The sequence below is a fragment of the Streptomyces sp. NPDC051105 genome, from assembly GCF_040682795.1.
Classification (GTDB): domain Bacteria; phylum Actinomycetota; class Actinomycetes; order Streptomycetales; family Streptomycetaceae; genus Streptomyces.
In genome coordinates, this window is record NZ_JBFBBR010000007.1 from 360,643 (window position 1) to 376,430 (window position 15,788).

Consider the following 15,788-nt stretch of genomic DNA (forward strand, 5'->3'; position numbering starts at 1 on the left):
GACCGCTTCACACGGCGGACCGGCTTCACACGGCCGGACCGCTTCACACGACGACCCACGACCCGGTCTTCCCCGAGGCCACCTCCGCGGTATCCCTCAAACCGAACGGAGTGTTCCGTGAAAGTCGCAGTCCTCGGCGCCGGTGCGATCGGCGCCTATGTCGGTGCCGCGCTCCACCGCGCGGGCGCCGATGTGCATCTCGTCGCCCGTGGACCCCATCTGGCGGCCATGAGGCAGTACGGAGTACGGGTGCTCAGCCCGCGCGGCGACTTCACCGCGCACGCCCACGCCACCGACGACCCGGCCGAGGTCGGCCCGGTCGACTACGTCTTCCTGGGCCTGAAGGCCAACTCGTACGCGGCGTGCGGGCCGCTGATCGAGCCGCTGCTGCACGAGCGCACGGCGGTGGTCGCGGCCCAGAACGGCATCCCCTGGTGGTACTTCCACCGGCACGGCGGCCCCTACGACGGCCACCGCGTCGAGAGCGTCGACCCGGACGGCGCGGTCAGCGCCGTACTCGCCCCCGAACGCGCCATCGGCTGCGTGGTGTACGCGGCCACCGAGCTCGAAGCCCCGGGCGTGGTACGGCACTTGGAGGGCACCAGGTTCTCGGTCGGCGAGCCCGACCGCAGCGTGTCCAAACGCTGTCTGCGGTTCAGCGAGGCCATGCAGACCGGCGGGCTGAAGTGCCCGGTCGAGCCCGACCTGCGCAACGACATCTGGCTCAAGCTGCTCGGGAACATCTCCTTCAACCCGATCAGCGCGCTGGCCCGGGCCACCATGCGGCAGATGTGCCTGCACGGCGGCACCCGCCGGGTCATCGAGATCATGATGCGCGAGACCCTCTCGGTCGCCGAGGCGCTCGGCTGCGAGGTCGGTGTCTCCATCGAACGCCGGCTCGCGGGCGCCGAGAAGGTCGGCGACCACCGCACCTCCACGCTCCAGGACCTGGAGCGCGGCAAGCCGCTGGAACTCGACGTGCTCCTCGCGGCCGTCGTCGAGCTGGCGGAGATCACCGGCGTGCAGGTGCCCACCCTGCGCACCGTGCACGCCATCTCGGACCTGCTCGCGCTGAGGAGCGCCGCATGAGGAAACGGCAGCAGAAGACCTACACCCGGCTCACCCACCCCCTGGTGCGGGACTCCCGTGACGAGCCGTTCCGGCGGGCGAGCTGGCAGGAGGCCCTGGACCGCGCGGCCCGCGGCCTGGACCGCAACCGTGGGGCGTTCGGGCTGTTCTCCTGCGCCCGTGCCACCAACGAGATGAACTACGTGGCCCAGAAGTTCGCCCGGGTGGTGATGGGCACCAACAACGTCGACTCCTGCAACCGGACCTGTCACGCCCCGAGCGTGGCCGGCCTGAGCGCCGCCTTCGGCTCCGGCGGCGGTACGTCCTCGTACGAGGAGATCGAGTACACCGACGTCATCGTGATGTGGGGTTCCAACGCCCGCTTCGCGCACCCGATCTTCTTCCAGCACGTGCTGAAGGGCATCAGGAACGGCGCCCGGATGTACGCCGTCGACCCGCGCCGCACCTCCACCGCCGAGTGGGCGGAGAGCTGGCTCGGGCTGAACGTCGGCACGGACATCCCGATGGCGCACGCGATCGGCCGGGAGATCATCCACGCGGGGCTGGCCAACGAGGCGTTCGTCGAGCGGGCGACGACCGGCTTCGAGGAGTACCGGGCGCTCGTCGAACCGTGGACGCTGTCGCTGGCGGAGAAGGTGACCGGCGTCCCCGCCGCCGCGATACGGGAGCTGGCGCACGCCTACGCCCGCGCCGAGCGCGCCCAGCTGTGCTGGACCCTCGGCATCACCGAGCACCACAACGGCACCGACAACGTCCGCGCCCTGATCAACCTCTCCCTGCTCACCGGCCAGGTGGGCCGCTACGGCGCCGGGTTGCAGCCACTGCGCGGCCAGAACAACGTGCAGGGCGGCGGCGACATGGGCGCGATCCCCAACCGCCTCCCCGGCTTCCAGGACATCCTCGACCCGGACGCCCGGCTGAAGTTCGAGTCGGCCTGGGACACGGTCATCCAGCCGCACTACGGGCTGAACCTCACCGAGATGTTCGAGGCGATGGAGGAGGGCACGCTCAAGGCGGTCTACTGCATCGGCGAGAACCCGGCCCAGTCGGAGGCCGACAGCGAGCAGGCGATCCGCCGGCTGAGCGCCCTCGACTTCCTGATCGTGCAGGACATCTTCCTCACCAAAACCGCCGAACTGGCGGACGTCGTACTGCCCGCGACCGCCGGCTGGGCGGAGACCGAGGGCACCACCACCAACAGCGAACGGCGGGTGCAGCGGGTGCGCCGGGCCGTGACCCCGCCCGGCGAGGCGCGCGAGGACATCGACATCCTCTGCGACCTCGCCACCCGCCTCGGCCACGACTGGAAGTACGCCGACGCCCAGGCCGTCTGGAACGAGCTGAGGTCGGTCTCCCCGGACCACTACGGGATGACGTACGACCGGCTCGTCGAGCACCAGGGCATCCAGTGGCCGTGCCCGAGCACCGAGCGCCTCGAACCGGCCTATCTGCACGGGAGGTTGTGGGAGAAGGACCCGGCGCGACGCGGGGCGCCGGCCCCCTTCGGGCTGGTCCGGCACGATCCGCCGGTCGACCTCACCGACGAGGAGTACCCCGTCCGGCTCACCACCGGGCGGCGGCTCGACTCCTACAACACCGGCGTGCAGAGCGGCGGTTACGCCTCCCCGCTGCGGCGCGGCGAGTACATCGAGCTGTGCCCGGAGGACGCCGAGCGGTACGGCGTCGTCGTCGGCGAGGAGGTTCAGGTGTCCTCGCGGCGGGGCTCGGTGGTGGCCCCCGTCTGGATCGACACCGCCCTGCGCCCCGGTCTCGCCTTCATGACCATGCACTTTCCCGACGAGGTGGACACCAACCAGCTGACGATCGAGGCGAATTGCCCGATCGCGGGGACGGCGGAGTTCAAGGCGTCGGCGATCCGTATCGACAAGCTTCCGGTCGCGACCATCGTGAGGTGATGCAGGTGGACCTGCACTTCGGCGACAGCAAACCGACGGACGAGGAACGAGCCGCCGTCGACGCCCTGCTCGGCCCTCCGGAGTCCTCCTGGGAGGGCGCCGACCGTTCCGACGCGGATCTGCGGTGGGCACGCGGCGGGCGCCCCGCCCGGGACCGCCGCGACCTACTGTTGCCGGGGTTGCACGCGATCAACGACCGCGTCGGCTGGATCAGCGAGGGCGCCATCGACTATCTGTGCCGCCGCCTGACGGTCCCGCCGGCCGAGGCCTACGGCGTGGCCACCTTCTACGCGATGTTCTCCGTCAGACCCCGCCCGGCGACCGTCCTGCACGTCTGCACGGACCTGGCGTGCACGGCGGCCGGGGCGCCGGAACTGTGCGCCGGGGTGGCGGCGGGTCTCGGTCCCGGAGTGCACGTCGAGCGCAGCCCCTGTCTGGGCCTGTGCGAGCGGGCCCCGGCCGCCCTCGCGATCCGGGCCGGGGACCCGGTGCGTACGGCGGTTGCGGCCCCGGCGACGGTCAGGACGGCCGTCCTCGCGGCCACCGCGCCCGACTCGGCCCCCGAGGAGCCGCCGGCCGCGACGGCCGTACCGCAGGCGGGACAGGAGGGTCTGACCCTGTTGAAGCGGGTGGGCGTGGTCGACCCGTCCTCGCTCGACGACTACCGCGCCCACGGCGGCTACACCGCCCTGCGTCACGCCTTCGCCCTCGGGCCCGCCGGGGTCATCCGCGAGGTCACCGACTCCGGCCTGGTCGGACGCGGTGGCGCCGCCTTCCCCACCGGCCGCAAGTGGCAGGCCACGGCGTCCCAGCCGGACCGCCCGCACTACCTCGTCTGCAACGCCGACGAATCCGAGCCGGGCACCTTCAAGGACCGCGTGCTCCTGGAGGGCGACCCATACGCGCTGGTGGAGGCGATGACCGTCGCGGCGTACGCGATCGGCGCGCACCGGGGTTTCCTGTACATCCGCGGTGAGTATCCGCGAGCGGTGCACCGTATGCGGCACGCGATCGGCCAGGCCCGCGCCCGCGGTCTGCTCGGTGACGACGTCCTCGGTCAGGGCTTCGCCTTCGACATCGAGATCCGGCGCGGTGCCGGGGCGTACATCTGCGGTGAGGAGACGGCCCTGTTCAACTCCATCGAGGGGTACCGGGGCGAGCCGCGCTCGAAGCCGCCGTTCCCGGTGGAGAAGGGACTGTTCGGCAGGCCGACGGTCGAGAACAACGTGGAGACGCTGGTCAACGTCCTGCCGATCCTGACCATGGGGGCCCCGGCCTACGCGGCGATCGGGACCGCCAGGTCCACCGGACCCAAGCTGTTCTGCGTGTCGGGGAGCGTGGCCCGCCCCGGTGTCTACGAGCTCCCCTTCGGCGCCACGCTCGGCGAGCTGCTGCAACTCGCCGGAGTCCGGGACGACTTGCGGGCGGTGCTGCTCGGCGGGGCCGCCGGCGGCTTCGTACGGCCGGACGAACTGGGCATCCCGTTGACCTTCGAGGGCACCCGGGAGGCGGGCACCACGCTCGGCTCGGGTGTGGTCATGGCCTTCGACGGCACCGTGCCGCTGCCCCGGCTCCTGCTCCGCATCGCGGAGTTCTTCCGGGACGAGTCCTGCGGGCAGTGTGTGCCGTGCCGGGTGGGGACGGTCCGGCAGGAGGAGGCGCTGCACCGGATCGCCGAGCGCACCGGCGCCGGCGCGGCCGACGACATCGCGCTGCTGCGCGAGGTCGGCCGGGCGATGCGGGACGCCTCGATCTGCGGTCTCGGCCAGACCGCGTGGAACGCCGTGGAATCCGCCATCGACCGTCTGGGGGCGTACGCATGACCGTGACACCGCTGGGGATCCCGCGCCGGCTGCTGGAGTTCACGCTCGACGGCCGGGAGGCCCGGGTCCCGGAGGGCTCGACGATCCTGGACGCCTGCCGGGCGGCCGGGGAGGACGTCCCGACGCTGTGCGAGGGCGACACCCTGCGCCCGAAGAACGCCTGCCGGGTGTGCGTGGTCGAGGTGGAGGGGTCGAGGACCCTGGTGCCGGCCTGCTCCCGGAAGGCCGAGGCGGGAATGGTGGTACGCACCGGTACCGAGCGCGTCCGGCACAGCCGCAGGATCGTCCTGGAGCTGCTGGCGTCCTCGGTGGACCTGTCGACGACCCCGCGGGTCGCCGAGTGGATCAAGGAGTACGAGGCGAAACCGGACCGCTTCGGCCCCGACGCGGCCCGCCTGAACGAGGAGCCGAGGGTCGACAACGATCTGTACGTACGCGACTACGACAAGTGCATCCTCTGCTACAAGTGCGTCGACGCCTGCGGCGACCAGTGGCAGAACAGTTTCGCGATCTCGGTCGCCGGGCGGGGCTTCGGCGCCCGGATCGCCGTGGAGCACGACGCCCCGCTGACCGACTCTGCCTGCGTCTACTGCGGGAACTGCGTGGAGGTGTGTCCGACCGGGGCGCTGTCGTTCAAGTCGGAGTTCGACATGCGGGCGGCGGGTACCTGGGACGAGTCGAAGCAGACGGAAACGACCACCGTGTGCGCGTACTGCGGTGTGGGCTGCAACCTCACGCTCCACGTGCAGGACAATGAGATAGTCAAGGTCACCTCGCCGCACGACAACCCGGTGACCCACGGCAATCTCTGCATCAAGGGCCGTTTCGGCTACCAGCACGTACAGAACCGGGGCTGATCAGACCATGGGACGAGTCACGGAACGACGCAAGGTCATCCGCATCCGCGACGGAGCGGTCTCCGCCCGGCCGGACACGCTCGTCGCCGAGGAACCGCTGGAGATCAGACTCAACGGGAAACCCCTGGCCATCACCATGCGCACACCCGGCGACGACTTCGCGCTGGCGGCGGGTTTCCTGGTGAGCGAGGGGGTGCTGGCGGCCGCCGCCGACCTCCAGAACATCGTCTACTGCGCGGGCGCCACGGTCGACGGCTCCAACACCTACAACGTCGTCGACGTACGGACCTCGCCGGGCGTCGAGCTCCCCGACTTCACCCTGGAGCGGAACGTCTACACCTCCTCGTCCTGCGGGCTGTGCGGCAAGGCGAGCCTGGACGCGGTGCGTACGACGGCTCGCTGGCCGATCGCCGACACTCCCCCGGTCCGGGTCGGACCCGAGCTGCTCGCGAGCCTCCCCGACCGGCTCCGTGCGGCCCAGCGGGTGTTCGACCGGACCGGGGGGCTGCACGCGGCGGCCCTGTTCACGGAGGACGGCGAGCTGCTGGACATCCGCGAGGACGTGGGCCGGCACAACGCGGTGGACAAGCTGGTCGGCCGGGCCCTTCAGAACGGTGACCTGCCGCTGTCCCGGACGATCCTGCTGGTCTCCGGGCGGGCCTCCTTCGAGCTGGCGCAGAAGGCCGTGATGGCGGGCATCCCGGTGCTCGCGGCGGTCTCCGCGCCGTCCTCGCTGGCGGTGGACCTGGCGGCGGAGACCGGGCTGACCCTGGTCGGTTTCCTGCGGGGCCCCAACATGAACGTGTACGCGGGCGAGGACCGCATCGCCCTGCGGACCGCGGCCGCCCAGGGCTGACGAGGTTCCCCGCGGCACGGCGGCGGGGCCCCGACCGGCGGGGAGCGCCCCCTGCGCCGCAGGGGCCCCGCCTCAGTCGGAGCCGGGCGCCCCGACGCCCGCCGCGGCCTCGGCGAACGCGGCGACCAGCGGGGAGCGGCGGCCGGCCGCCCAGGCCAGCAGCACCCGGTCGGGTTCGGCGTCGACGACCGGGACGTAGACGATGTCCGGGCGGGAGTACTGCTCGGCGGCCGAGCGGGGCACCATCGTGATGGCGGTGCCGGCGGCCACGCACTCGAACTTCTCCTCGATGGTGCGCAGCGGCAGGTCGCCGGGCCGGGGGTCGTTGTAGCGCAGCCACTGCTCGCCGTCGAGGTCCGAGAGGGAGATCTCCTGCTTTCCGGCGAGCCGGTGCCGGTCCGGGAGCATGGCCACGCGGGGCTCGCTGTACAGGGGCCGCAGTTCGAGCCCCTCCTCCCGGACCGGAAGCCGTACGTAGGCGATGTCGACGGTGCCGTCGAGGATCAGCTGCTCCTGGTCGTCCCACTCGACCCGGCGGGCGCGCGCCTCGACGTCCGGGTGGCCGGCGGTGAAGGCCCGCAGCGCCTCGGTGACCACGACACCGGCCCGGAAACCGACGACGAGGCGCCGCCGGCCCCGCGCGGCCTGCACGACCCGGCGCCGGGTTCCGTCGGCGACGGCCAGCAACTGCCGTGCGTCTTCGAGGAGTTGGCGGCCCGCGTCGGTCAGGGTCACGCCGTGGCTGTCCCGTACGAACAGCTCGGCCCCCAAGTCCTTCTCCAGGGCGCGGATCTGACGGCTCAGCACGGGCTGGGCGATGTGCAGCCGGTCCGCCGCCCGGCCGAAGTGGAGGAGCTCGGCGACCGCCGTGAAGTAGCGGACCTTGCGCAGATCCAGGTCCATGACCGCGGCTCCTTCCCGGGTGGCGATGTCTTCAGGGTATCGCCACCGTCGAAAGAGGTCTTGGACGGCCGATGCAGCGGGACCACAGGCTGGAGGTGTCCGAACGGGACGGAACACCGGCGTGGAAAGGGATCAGCCATGAGTCTGCAGGGACAGCGTGTCGTCGTCATCGGGGGTACCTCGGGTATCGGGCTCGCGGTCGCCGAGGGCGCGGCACGGGAGGGCGCGCGGGTGGTCGTCGCCTCGCGACGGCAGGAGAGTGTCGACGCGGCGCTGAAGGTGCTGCCGGAGGGCGCCGAGGGGCGGGTACTGGACGCCACGGACGAGGACGCGGTGCGCGGTTTCTTCGCGCGGGTCGGAGCCTACGACCACCTGGTGTACACGGCCGGTGACTCGCTCCTGCTGGAGACCGTGGCCGACACGGAGATCGCGGCCGCCCGGACCTTCCTGGACACCCGGCTGTGGGGTGCGTACGCGGCGGTGAAGTACGGCGCCGGGTCGATCCGCCCCGGGGGTTCGGTGGTGCTGACCACGGGTACGGCGGGACAGCGGCCGTTGCCCGGTTCGAGCGTCGCGTCGGCGCTGTGCGGGGCGATGGAGTCGCTGACCCGGGCGCTGGCCGTGGAGCTGGCGCCGGTGCGGGTCAACGTGGTCTCGCCGGGGGTGGTGCGGACGGAGCTGTGGCGGAAGCTGCCGGAGGCGGTCCGGGAGGAGCTGTTCCGGTCGTCCGCCGAGTCGCTGCCGGTGGGGCGGATGGGCGAGCCGGCGGATGTGGCGGAGGCGTACCTATACCTGATGCGTGGGGGGTACAGCACCGGGTCGGTGGTGGTCGTGGACGGCGGCGGGACGCTGGTCTGAGCGATCAGGCGGTCAGGCGGGGGTGAGGCGGACGGCGGCGGCGGTCACGACCGTGCCGAGGCGCGGGAAGTCGAGCCGGACGGACGCCTCGTGCTCGGCGCCGGTGAGGGCGGCCATGGCGTCCTCGACGAAGACCAGGTCGTAGCCGAGGTCGGCGGCGGCGCGGGCGGTGGACTCGACGCCGAGGTTGGTGGCGATGCCGCCGAACACCAGCCGGGTGACGCCGAGCCGGCGCAGCCGGGCGTCGAGTTCCGTGCCCTGGAAGCCGCCGATCGTCTGCTTGACGATCTCCACGTCACCCTCCTTCCTGAGTCCGGCGACGAGTCCGCTGCCCGGCGGCTGTTCGGCGAGGGAGGGCCGTTCGACGCGGACGAGCACCACGGGTGCGCCGGCCGCGCGGAAGGCGTGGGCCAGCTCCTCGGCGGTGTGCAGGACTTCGGTGCCCTTGCGGGGCTCCAGGGGCAGCGCGACGATGCGGTCCATCAGGTCGACGAGGACGAGAGCGGTGCGCGCCGGGTCGAGCGCCAGGGGTGCGGTCATGACGGAACGTTAGCCGTCATCAGCCGTCCGTACCGGAAATCCGGATCAACAGGCCCGTGAACGGGTCGCGTTCGGCAGCCGACGACAGCGGTGACCGGGTTCCGGGGCGGCCTCGGAGCGGCCGCGCCCCGGGCCGGCCGCTCAGCGGCCCGAGGTCCCGGTACCGACGGCCGACCGTGACTCCGCCGCGGCGGCGGGCGGGGGCACGGGATCCTCCTGGGCCTCCGGGTCGTGGGCGCGGCGCTTGGCGATGACCGCGCACACCATGAGCTGCATCTGGTGGAAGAGCATCAGGGGCAGCACGGCCAGCGAGGCATGGGCGCCGAACAGGACGCTGGCCATGGGCAGTCCGGAAGCGAGGGACTTCTTCGACCCGGCGAACTGGATGGCGATGCGGTCGCCGCGGCCGAAGCCGAGCGCCTTGGCGCCGTACCAGGTCAGGACGAGCATCACGGCGAGCAGTACCGCCTCGACGGCGAGGAGCCCGGCCAGCCGGACGGCGCTCACCTGGTGCCAGATGCCCCGGACCATGCCCTCGCTGAACGCGGTGTAGACGACGAGCAGGATCGAGCCGCGGTCGACCAGGCCGAGGACTCTCTTGTGCCGGGCGATGAACTCGCCGATCCACCGGCGCAGCAGCTGTCCGGCGACGAACGGCACCAGCAGCTGGAGGACGATCTTGACGATCGAGTCGGCGGAGAAGCCGCCCCCGTTGCTGCCGAGCAGGGCGGCGGCGAGCAGCGGGGTCAGGACGATGCCGATCAGCGAGGAGAAGGAGCCGGCGCAGATCGCGGCGGGCACGTTGCCCCGGGCGATCGAGGTGAAGGCGATCGACGACTGGATGGTCGAGGGCACCAGGGTGAGAAAGAGGAGCCCTTGGTAGAGCGGATGGGTGAGCAGCACGGGCACCAGGCCGCGGGCGGCCAGGCCGAGCACCGGGAAGATCACGAAAGTGCAGACCAGGACCGTGACATGGAGCCGCCAGTGCCGCAGTCCGTCGACGGCCTCGCGGGTGGAGAGCCGGGCGCCGTAGAGGAAGAAGAGAAAGGCGATCGCGGCCGTGGACGCACCCGAGGCCACGTCGGCGGCGGTGTCCCGGGCCGGGAGGAGCGCGGCGATGCCTACCGTCCCGAGCAACAGCAGGACGTACGGGTCGATCGGCATCCAACGGGGCCAGCTCAGGCGGTTCACGGTGCTCCACTTGCGGTCGGTCAATGGTGTCGGGCCGGCGCGTGCCGGGCTCTCGCCGGTGGCCGGAAGGCCCCCCTCCATCGTCCTCCTCCGGCAGGTGATCGGGAATCCGGCATACCACTCTGACTGCCATCGCGTTCCGCGATAACATGGTCGAGTGTATGACCCTTCGCAGTTGCGGACCTTCCTCGCGGTGGCCCAGACACTCAGCTTCACCCAGGCCGCCCGCCGCCTGGGACTGCGCCAGTCGACGGTCAGCCAGCACGTACGCCGTCTGGAGGACGCGGTCGGCCGCCAGCTGTTCTCCCGGGACACCCACTCGGTGGAGCTGACCGAGGACGGCGAGGCGATGCTCGGCTTCGCCCGCCGGATCCTGGAGGTGCACGAGCAGGCGGCGGCCTTCTTCACCGGGACCAGGGTGCGCGGCCGGCTCCGGTTCGGCGCGTCCGAGGACTTCGTCCTCACCCGGCTGCCGGAGATCCTGGAGGGCTTCCGCTCCGACCACCCCGAGGTCGACCTGGAGCTGACGGTGGAGCTGTCGGGCACCCTGCACGAGCAGCTGGCCGCCGGGAAGCTGGACCTGGTGCTGGCGAAGCGGCGCGCGGAGGATCCGCTGGGCGAGCTGGTCTGGCACGACGACCTGGTGTGGATCGGTGCGGAGCGGCTCCGGCTGGACCCCGACCGCCCGGTCCCGCTGATCGTCTACCCCCCGCCGGGCATCACCCGCGCCCTGGCCCTGGAGGCGCTGGAACGCCAGGGCCGCGAGTGGCGCATCGTGTGCACCAGCGGCAGCCTCAACGGGCTGATCGCGGCGGCGAGGGCGGGCCTGGGCGTGATGGCCCACTCGAAGGGCCTGGTCCCGCCGGGGCTGTTCCGTGTCCCGGACCGGGCGGGCCTCCCGGAACTGGGCAAGGTCGACTTCGTCGTCGTACACGGCCCGAGACGCACACCGGCACAGGCGGCGGCGGACGCACTGGCGGCCGCGATCCTGAAAGGAGGCGCGCGGTTGCGGCCCGCACGGGCGCGAGGCTGAATCGGAAGTGCGGCTGCCGCCGCGTGGACGAGACCGGCCGCCACCGCCCCGCGGACTCACCACGGCCCCTGATACGTCAACTGCTTCACCCTCCGCAAAAACGGCATGGCCTCCACATGCTGCACCCCCTCCAGTTGCCCCACCGGGCCGCTCAGATACGCGTACAGATGCGCCGTATCTCGCAGCACCGCCGTCACCACGACGTGCGACGGCCCGGCGGTGGCCGCGGCGAACGCCACCTCGTCATGCCCTGCCAGCGCCTGGCCGACGGAGTGCATCGTGGCCGGCGTGGTGGTGATCCACAGCAGCGCGCACTTCGAGAACCCCAGCACCTCGGACCGGTACTCGACGTCGATGTACACCGCCCCGGAGGCGAGCAGCGCGGCCAGCCGGCGCTTCACCGACGACTCGGACCGTCCCGTCGCCCGTTGCAACTCCGGGTAGGTCGCGCGCCCGTCCCGCTCCAGCGCGGCGAGCAGCGGAGCGTCCTCGGGTTCCAGCCGCACCGGCCCGTCGGACTCCGGGGCCGCCGGGCGCAACGCGGCGACCTGGTCGTCCGTCAGCGCCCGGAACTTCAGCACCCACCCGGACGGCCCGCCGTAGAACCGGTGCAGTAGCTGCTGGGCGCGGATCTCCACCACGCTGGGGGTGCGCGGCAGTTTGCCGAGCAGCAGGTCGTCGTGGTCGCCGGGGTGGCGCGGCCGGGTCATGCAAGCGATCTCGGTGCCGCCGGAGGCCAGCCCGATCCAGGCGGTGTCGGGGCGCTTGGCGAGGGCCTCGGCGATGACGGTGGCGCCGTCGGGCGCGCAGCGCAGCCGGAGCATCCACTGGTCCTGGCCGAGCCGTTCGGGGTCCCGGACGGCGACCACCCGCAGCCCGGCCTCGGCGCACAGTCTGCGGTAGCGGCGGGCGATCGTCTGGTCGGAGACGCCGAGCACCGCCCCGATCCGGCTGAAGGAGGCCCGGCCGTCGGCCTCCAGCGCGCTGAGCAGCCGCAGGTCCAGGTCGTCGAACGTGTCGGATTCCAGCGTCAGCATGGTCTCTCCCATCGGATTCGGCCGATCACCCCGGCTGCACCGACCTGATCGGCCGGACTGACCCCATGGTACGGAGCGACAGCAAGCCATTCGGCCGAGGAGTGAAGAGATGCGCAGGTGGGGGCCGCTGACCGCGGTATGTCTGGGAACGTTCATGTTGTTGCTCGACGTGACGATCGTGGTGGTGGCGCTGCCGGACATGGCGGCGTCACTGCACGCGTCACTGAGCGACCTGCAGTGGGTGGTGGACGGGTACGCCCTGGCGCTGGCCGCGCTGCTGCTGGGGGCGGGGGCGGCGGCCGACATCCTCGGCCGCCGCCGGGTGCACGTGGCCGGTGTCGTGCTGTTCGCCGCGGCCAGCCTGCTGTGCGGGCTGGCGCCGGGGCCGGGGACCCTGGTGGCGGCGCGGGCCGTGCAGGGGGTGGGCGCGGCCGCGATGTTCGCGACGACACTGCCGCTGCTCGGCTCGGTCTACCAGGGGCGGCAGCGATCGGCGGCGCTCGGCGTGTGGGGTGCGGTGAGCGGCGGGGCCGCGGCGGTCGGTCCTGTGGTCGGCGGGCTGCTGACGGCGGGGCCCGGCTGGCGGTGGATCTTCCTGGTGAACCTGCCGGTCAGTGTGGCCGCGGTGTGGCTGACGCTGCGGGTCGTACCGGAGTCGCGGGGACCGCGGGGGATGCGCGTGGACTGGGCGGGTACGGCCGCGTTCGCGCTGTTCGCCGGTGGCGTGACCTACGGGGTCGTACGGGCCGGGGAGGACGGCTGGACGGCCTCGGCGGCGCTCGGCGCGTTCGCCGCCGCGGCCCTGGGGCTGCTGATGTTCGTGCTGGCGGAACGGCGGGCCGCGCATCCGCTGCTGGAGCTGTCGCTGCTGCGCGGGCGGTCGTTCACCGGAGTCATGGTGGGGGCGTTCGCGTTCAGCGGGGTCGCGTTCGGGGCGCTGCCGTACGTGTCGATCTGGATGCAGACCCTGCTCGGGATGACCCCGGTGCGGGGCGGCCTGACACTGCTGCCGATGACGGTGGCGGCGATGGTGGTCGCGGTGCTGGTGGGGCGGCTGCTGCACGGGGCGCCGGCCCGGCTGACGGTCGGCGGCGGGCTGCTGCTGATCGGCGCGGGCGACCTCTGCCAGGCGGTGCTGGGCGCGGGCTCCTCCTGGACCGCGCTGATACCGGGGTTCGTGCTGGTGGGTGTGGGCACGGGGCTCGTGTCGCCGACGGTCGCGGGCGCGGCGCTGGCCGCGGTGCCCGCGGAGCGGGCCGGGATGGCGGGCGGTGCGGTGAACACGGTCCGGCAGCTGGGGTACGCGCTCGGGGTCGCCGTCTCCGGGACCGTGGTGACCTCCAGGATGACCGGCGCCCTCCCGCACGACGCCGCGCACACACTGGCGGGCGGCGGCGCCGGAGCACTGCGCGGGACCTTCGCCGAGCACACCCTGCGCTCGGCCTTCGCCTCGGGGCTGAACGGTGCCCTGCTGGTGCTGGGGGGTGCCTCGGTGGTGGCGGGCGCGCTGGTCCTGGTGCTGGTCCGGGCCCCGCGCGTGGACGGCCCAGTGACAAAAACGGCGCCGGCGGCGCAGTCCTCGGAGGACACGGCACTGCCGCGTGCCTGACCGGCCGGTAACCGGCCGGGGGCGGTAATCGGGTCGTACAGATTCAGTGGAGATTACGGAGGCGGAACTTACTCAACCGTAAGGATTCTGTCCGACCCTTCCCCATGTGAGGGTATTTTCCAGGCACCGGCGGGCACATACGAGAGCAATGCTCGTTTTCGCACCCCCTCCCGAACGGTCTGCCGGTGGGGTAGCTTTCACGGCGCTGTGCGGAGCGTGACTGGGGAGCGAGAAGCGGGAGCGGGGTTTGCGCGAGTTCACCAACCCGCCGTTGGCGTCGGCACCGCCGGTCGGCGGTCTGGCCGACTGTGTGTTCGAGCATGCCCTGACGGACCCGCTGCACATCGCCCTGGGCCGCAAGGACGATCTCGGCCAGTGGCGTGACGTGACCTCGGCCGAGTTCCGCGACGAGGTCCTGGCCCTCGCCAAGGGGCTGCTGGCGCGCGGCATCCGGTTCGGCGACCGGGTCGCGATCATGTCCCGCACCCGCTACGAGTGGACCCTGTTCGACTTCGCCCTGTGGACGATCGGTGCCCAGGTGGTGCCGGTCTACCCCACGTCGTCGGCCGAGCAGTGCTTCTGGATGCTGTACGACGCCGAGTGCACGGCCGCGATCGTGGAGCACGAGGACCACGCGATGACGATCGCCACCGTCATCGACCGGCTGCCGCAGCTGCGCCAGCTGTGGCAGCTGGACTCGGGCGCGGTGCAGGAGCTGTACGACGCGGGCGCGCACCTGGAGGACGAGGTCGTGCACCGGCATCGGCAGGCGGTCACCCCGGACTCGGTCGCCACGATCATCTACACCTCGGGCACCACCGGCCGCCCGAAGGGCTGTGTGCTCTCGCACGGAAACTTCATGTTCGAGGCGGACACGGTCGTCGGCCGCTGGGAGTCGGTGTTCCGTGCGAAGAAGGGCGAGGAGGTCTCCACCCTGCTCTTCCTGCCGCTCGCGCACGTCTTCGGCCGCATGGTGGAGGTGGCCGCGATCCGGCACGGCGTGCGCTTCGGCCACCAGCCGCAGCTGAACGCGGCCGCGCTGCTGCCCGATCTGGCCGCGTTCCGGCCCACGTTCATCCTGGCCGTGCCGTACATCTTCGAGAAGGTGTTCAACGCGGCCCGGCGGAAGGCGGAGAAGGAGGGCAAGGGCGGCCCGTTCGAGAAGGCGGTGGAGATCGCGGTGAAGTACGCGGACGCCGTCGAGGCGAAGGCGTGGGATACCGGACCCGGCCCGTCGGCGTCCCTGCGCATGCAGCACCAGCTCTTCGACAAGCTCGTCTACTCCAAGGTGCGGGCGGCGATGGGCGGCCGGATCCGCAACGCCATGTCCGGCGGCTCGGGGATGGACCGCAGGCTCGGCCTGTTCTTCGCCGGCGCGGGCGTGCAGATCTACGAGGGCTACGGCCTGACCGAGTCGACAGCGGCCGCCACCGCCAACCCGCCCGAGCGCACCCGCTACGGCACGGTCGGCCAGGCCGTCCCGGGCACCACCGTGCACATCGCGGACGACGGCGAGGTCTGGCTGCACGGCGGCCATGTCTTCCAGGGCTATCTCAACAACCAGAAGGCCACCGACGCCACCCTGCACGACGGCTGGCTGGCCACCGGCGACCTGGGCTCCCTGGACGAGGACGGCTATCTCACCATCACCGGCCGCAAGAAGGAGATCCTGGTGACCTCCGGCGGCAAGAGCGTCTCCCCCGGTGTCCTGGAGGAGCGGGTGCGCGACCATCCGCTGGTCAACCAGTGCATCGTCGTCGGCAACGACCGCCCCTACATCGCGGCCCTGGTCACGCTGGACACCGAGGCCGTCGAGCACTGGCTGCAGATGCGCGGCAAGCCCCGGATGTCCGAGGCACAGCTGGTGCGCGACGCCGACCTGGAGACCGAGGTGCGGCGCGCGGTGGTGGCCGCCAACACCCTGGTCTCACAGGCCGAGTCGATCCGTACCTTCCGTATCCTCGCCCAGCCGTTCACCGAGGAACACGGCTTGCTGACCCCGTCGCTGAAGCTCAAGCGCAAGGCGATCGAGAACGCCTACGCCAACGAGGTCGAGGCCCTCTACCGGGCCTGATG

At 71.9% G+C, this 15,788-nt stretch carries 13 protein-coding genes; 9 read left to right on the plus strand and 4 right to left on the minus strand.

The annotated features are described in order from the left end of the window. The first annotated feature begins 117 nt into the window (after positions 1–117). The 5 genes from AB0N16_RS20145 to fdhD are packed head-to-tail and all read left to right on the plus strand — an operon-like array spanning position 118 to position 6,541. Positions 118–1,089 carry a 2-dehydropantoate 2-reductase gene (locus tag AB0N16_RS20145; RefSeq protein WP_365798436.1) on the plus strand — a complete coding sequence of 324 codons (972 nt, stop codon included), beginning with the start codon at positions 118–120 and terminating at the stop codon, positions 1,087–1,089. Then, the gene (locus tag AB0N16_RS20150; RefSeq protein WP_365798438.1) at positions 1,086–3,005 is read left to right on the plus strand and encodes a molybdopterin-dependent oxidoreductase; all 1,920 of its coding nucleotides are present in this window, start codon (positions 1,086–1,088) and stop codon (positions 3,003–3,005) included. The genes AB0N16_RS20145 and AB0N16_RS20150 overlap by 4 nt, the downstream gene beginning before the upstream one ends. Before the next feature lie 5 nt (positions 3,006–3,010). Then, on the plus strand, positions 3,011–4,828 hold the full coding sequence (locus AB0N16_RS20155; RefSeq protein WP_365798585.1) for an NADH-ubiquinone oxidoreductase-F iron-sulfur binding region domain-containing protein: 1,818 nt from the start codon (positions 3,011–3,013) through the stop codon (positions 4,826–4,828). Beyond that, positions 4,825–5,685 carry a 2Fe-2S iron-sulfur cluster-binding protein gene (locus AB0N16_RS20160; protein WP_365798440.1) on the plus strand — a complete coding sequence of 287 codons (861 nt, stop codon included), beginning with the start codon at positions 4,825–4,827 and terminating at the stop codon, positions 5,683–5,685. The genes AB0N16_RS20155 and AB0N16_RS20160 overlap by 4 nt, the downstream gene beginning before the upstream one ends. A gap of 7 nt (positions 5,686–5,692) precedes the next feature. Next, complete coding sequence (gene fdhD, locus AB0N16_RS20165) at positions 5,693–6,541, plus strand: formate dehydrogenase accessory sulfurtransferase FdhD (protein WP_365798442.1); 849 nt, start codon at positions 5,693–5,695, stop codon at positions 6,539–6,541. Between the two features lie 72 nt (positions 6,542–6,613). On the opposite strand, the gene AB0N16_RS20170 is transcribed toward fdhD, so the two are convergent. Beyond that, on the minus strand, positions 6,614–7,444 hold the full coding sequence (locus tag AB0N16_RS20170; RefSeq protein WP_365798444.1) for a LysR substrate-binding domain-containing protein: 831 nt from the start codon (positions 7,442–7,444) through the stop codon (positions 6,614–6,616). Between the two features lie 138 nt (positions 7,445–7,582). Here AB0N16_RS20170 and AB0N16_RS20175 point away from each other — a divergent pair, with 138 nt between their 5' ends. Further along, complete coding sequence (locus AB0N16_RS20175; protein ID WP_365798446.1) at positions 7,583–8,302, plus strand: SDR family oxidoreductase; 720 nt, start codon at positions 7,583–7,585, stop codon at positions 8,300–8,302. A 12-nt stretch (positions 8,303–8,314) separates the two neighbouring features. Here AB0N16_RS20175 and AB0N16_RS20180 read toward each other — a convergent pair whose 3' ends face one another. Both AB0N16_RS20180 and AB0N16_RS20185 read right to left on the minus strand, forming a co-directional pair. After that, complete coding sequence (locus tag AB0N16_RS20180) at positions 8,315–8,842, minus strand: isochorismatase family protein (RefSeq protein WP_365798448.1); 528 nt, start codon at positions 8,840–8,842, stop codon at positions 8,315–8,317. A 141-nt stretch (positions 8,843–8,983) separates the two neighbouring features. Next, positions 8,984–10,033, minus strand: coding sequence for a bile acid:sodium symporter family protein (locus tag AB0N16_RS20185; protein WP_365798450.1), 1,050 nt, complete (start codon positions 10,031–10,033; stop codon positions 8,984–8,986). Between the two features lie 157 nt (positions 10,034–10,190). Between AB0N16_RS20185 and AB0N16_RS20190 the strand changes: the two genes are divergently transcribed. Beyond that, positions 10,191–11,066, plus strand: a complete 876-nt coding sequence (locus tag AB0N16_RS20190; protein WP_365798452.1) for a LysR substrate-binding domain-containing protein — start codon at positions 10,191–10,193, stop codon at positions 11,064–11,066. 56 nt (positions 11,067–11,122) lie between these two features. On the opposite strand, the gene AB0N16_RS20195 is transcribed toward AB0N16_RS20190, so the two are convergent. Beyond that, positions 11,123–12,103 carry an AsnC family transcriptional regulator gene (locus AB0N16_RS20195; RefSeq protein ID WP_365798454.1) on the minus strand — a complete coding sequence of 327 codons (981 nt, stop codon included), beginning with the start codon at positions 12,101–12,103 and terminating at the stop codon, positions 11,123–11,125. 109 nt (positions 12,104–12,212) lie between these two features. Here AB0N16_RS20195 and AB0N16_RS20200 point away from each other — a divergent pair, with 109 nt between their 5' ends. Together AB0N16_RS20200 and AB0N16_RS20205 are read left to right on the plus strand one after the other, a co-directional pair. Beyond that, positions 12,213–13,712 carry an MFS transporter gene (locus tag AB0N16_RS20200; RefSeq protein WP_365798456.1) on the plus strand — a complete coding sequence of 500 codons (1,500 nt, stop codon included), beginning with the start codon at positions 12,213–12,215 and terminating at the stop codon, positions 13,710–13,712. A gap of 247 nt (positions 13,713–13,959) precedes the next feature. After that, entirely contained in the window at positions 13,960–15,786 is a 1,827-nt protein-coding gene (locus AB0N16_RS20205; RefSeq protein ID WP_365798458.1) for an AMP-binding protein, read from the plus strand. The last annotated feature ends 2 nt before the right edge of the window (positions 15,787–15,788 follow it).

Coding starts and splice junctions, on each gene's coding strand:
- fdhD (WP_365798442.1), top strand. CDS start 5,693: ATGGGACGAGTCACGGAACGACGCAAGGTCATCCGCATCCGCGACGGA.
- AB0N16_RS20200 (WP_365798456.1), top strand. CDS start 12,213: ATGCGCAGGTGGGGGCCGCTGACCGCGGTATGTCTGGGAACGTTCATG.
- AB0N16_RS20160 (WP_365798440.1), top strand. CDS start 4,825: ATGACCGTGACACCGCTGGGGATCCCGCGCCGGCTGCTGGAGTTCACG.
- AB0N16_RS20170 (WP_365798444.1), bottom strand. CDS start 7,444: ATGGACCTGGATCTGCGCAAGGTCCGCTACTTCACGGCGGTCGCCGAG.
- AB0N16_RS20150 (WP_365798438.1), top strand. CDS start 1,086: ATGAGGAAACGGCAGCAGAAGACCTACACCCGGCTCACCCACCCCCTG.
- AB0N16_RS20175 (WP_365798446.1), top strand. CDS start 7,583: ATGAGTCTGCAGGGACAGCGTGTCGTCGTCATCGGGGGTACCTCGGGT.
- AB0N16_RS20180 (WP_365798448.1), bottom strand. CDS start 8,842: ATGACCGCACCCCTGGCGCTCGACCCGGCGCGCACCGCTCTCGTCCTC.
- AB0N16_RS20195 (WP_365798454.1), bottom strand. CDS start 12,103: ATGCTGACGCTGGAATCCGACACGTTCGACGACCTGGACCTGCGGCTG.